The sequence below is a fragment of the Methylobacter sp. genome (assembly GCF_023227905.1).
In the GTDB taxonomy this organism is placed as follows: domain Bacteria; phylum Pseudomonadota; class Gammaproteobacteria; order Methylococcales; family Methylomonadaceae; genus Methylobacter_A.
Genome location: NZ_JALOCF010000128.1, coordinates 1 through 2,582 on the forward strand (window position 1 = coordinate 1; position 2,582 = coordinate 2,582).

General features: G+C 56.1%; 2 protein-coding genes. One reads left to right on the plus strand and one right to left on the minus strand.

What is annotated here, in order from left to right; genetic code table 11:
• The coding region (locus M0R47_RS21715) for a sulfatase-like hydrolase/transferase (RefSeq protein WP_292558442.1) at positions 1-1,507 on the plus strand (1,507 nt) is incomplete at its 5' end.
• Positions 1,508-1,569: 62 nt separating this feature from the next.
• Here M0R47_RS21715 and M0R47_RS21720 read toward each other — a convergent pair.
• On the minus strand, positions 1,570-2,582 hold a 1,013-nt coding region (locus M0R47_RS21720; RefSeq protein WP_292558443.1), incomplete at its 5' end, for a hypothetical protein.

The window sequence follows — 2,582 nt, forward strand, 5'->3', positions numbered from 1 at the left end:
TTATTCGTTCATTATGGCCGCCACCCTCGACCGCGTGCCGTGCGTCTATATCGAAAACCGCCGCGTGGTCGGACTGGATCCGAACGATCCGATTCTGGTGAACTACAAAAAACCGTTCCCCGGCGAGCTGATCGGCACCGATGTGAAAGACCGCACGGCATTAAAAATGGACAGGAGCCATAGCCACAATGATGCCGTCATCAACGGCATCGGGCGTATCGGCTTCATGACGGGCGGCAAGTCGGCGATATGGGTTGATGAGGATATGGCCGACGTATTCACCCGGCATGCCTTGGATTTCATTGATCGCGAAAAAGGCGGCCCCTTCTTTCTCTACTTCGCTACAAGCGACATTCACAAGCCGCACGTGACGCATTCACGGTTTACCGACACGACCACGATGGGCCCGCGCGGCGACGCGATTGTTCAGTTCGATTCCTGTGTCGGCGAAATTCTGAAAAAGCTGGATGAACTCAAGCTTACCGGCAATACGCTGGTGATTCTTTCCAGCGACAACGGCCCGGTGCTGGACGATGGCTACGCCGACGGTGCAAATGAGAAGCTCGGCGCGCACAAACCTGCCGGTCTGTTCCGCGGCGGCAAATACAGCCTGTTCGAAGGCGGCACGCGGGTGCCCTTCATTGTCCGCTGGCCGGGCAGAGTAAAGCCCGGCGTTTCCGACGCCATCGTCAGTCAGGTGGATTTTCCCGTAACACTCGGCGCACTGGCCGGACAGAAGCCGGACACAACCACGATGCCCGACAGTCAGAATGTTTTATCCGCGCTGCTTGGCGAATCCAAAACCGGTCGCGACTGTGTGGTTGAGCATGCCGGTGGATTGTCTTTACGTTCCGGCAAATGGAAATATATCGCGCCGGGAAAAACCCGGGACGGACTCGGCCCGTGGAATACGGTCGCTGTGCCCGAACCGGGATTCCTGTTTGATCTCTCGACGGATCCCGGAGAGACAAAAAACCTTGCCGCCGCATATCCGGAAAAGGTCAGGGAACTCGCCGATACGCTCAAAAAGATTTCCGGCAAGAACGATTCAAAAGGCGAACAGGCCGCGGTTGAAGGTGGACTGAGCAGACTTGGCGCGAAGGTTATCGAGTGCGACAGCCAGGAAGCTGCTTCCCCTGCCGCCAATGCCATTGACGGCGATCCCGCTACGATCTGGCATACGCGCTGGAAACCCGACGCTGATCCGATGCCGCACCATCTCGTTATTGATCTCGGCCGCGAAACCGCCTTGAACGGAATCAAATATCTTCCGCGGCAGAATATGCCGAAAGGCCGCTGGGCAGACAGTACGGTTTTTTGCAGTAACGATCCGGCCTCGTGGGGCGAAGCCGTCGCGGCTGTCCAGTGGCAGAACGACGACCAGTGGCAAACGCTTCAGTTTAAAAAAACCGTCAAGGCGCGTTACCTGAAAGTGCTGATTACATCCGAAGTCGAGAAACGGCCTATCGCCAGCGCGGCCGAGCTCGACGTTATCCTCGCAGAATAAACGCGGCGTCCCGGTATGTCTGACCCCGGCCTCAAAAATACCGCAGGGACTATCGCACTTGGTTATTCGACGATGCGGACTTTCACGCGATAGAAGTATTTGGGTTCAATTTGGTCGTCCGTGAGCGAAATGGCAGCATCCAAGCCGGAGCTTTCAAAAGAAGACGATTGCCAGTTGTTCGTATTCAACGAATCGACATACTGGAGGGTGTAAGCGCGACCTTGAACGCCAAACCATGAAAGTGTCCGGTGGCCATTCGGGAAGACGGTACAGGCAACCGCCAGCACACTGCTCCGATTAGTCGGGTCGGTTCCGGCAATGTATTCCTGCCAGGTCGCCATACTGTCCAGATCAATATCCGTCAGAGCATCCGTATTGAAGTTGGTGAGCCCGTATTGCGCCAGCCACCATTCCGGTGTTGCAGTATTAGTGGTGATATTCGGAGCGAAGTTCGCAGTCACCGAACGTGCGCCGCTCATCACCAGAATTAAGGGGGAGCTGTTCGTGTCACCTCCCGTATCTCCGGACCAGCTGATGAAATGGTAATAGGCATCCGCTGTGGCAGTGATCTGAATATTGGTTCCGTCGGCCAGCCAGACATTCGACGTGCTGACACTCCCGCTCCCAGTCTTGTCCACTTGCAGCAAGTAGTTTGTCGTCCACAGCCACACCAGCGTCGAATCATTGGTCATGGTGAACAAGCCGGTGTTCGTGGTAGTGCCGTTGGCAGGCGCACTCCCGGTTCCCGTCCAGCCGACACACACATATTGGGTCGTGTCGTTCAAGACAGGCGAATTGGTGACCATAATCGAGACCGGCGTGTTGTACGAATTCGTCCCAGAGGGATCACTGCCGCCGTATGCAGAGGTAACTGTCAGCGCATAATAAGGAGCGTCTTTATAGGTCGCGGTCAGGATGATCGGCTGTGCCGGCATGGTCACCGTGGTGTTCGTGGAGCTGACGCTTGCCACATACTGGGTGTCGCCAGTCCACTGATCGAATATCTTTCCGGACGCCGGAGCATCTGCCGTAATCGCCACCTGTGCTCCATTGGTGTATGAACCGCTATTGCTTC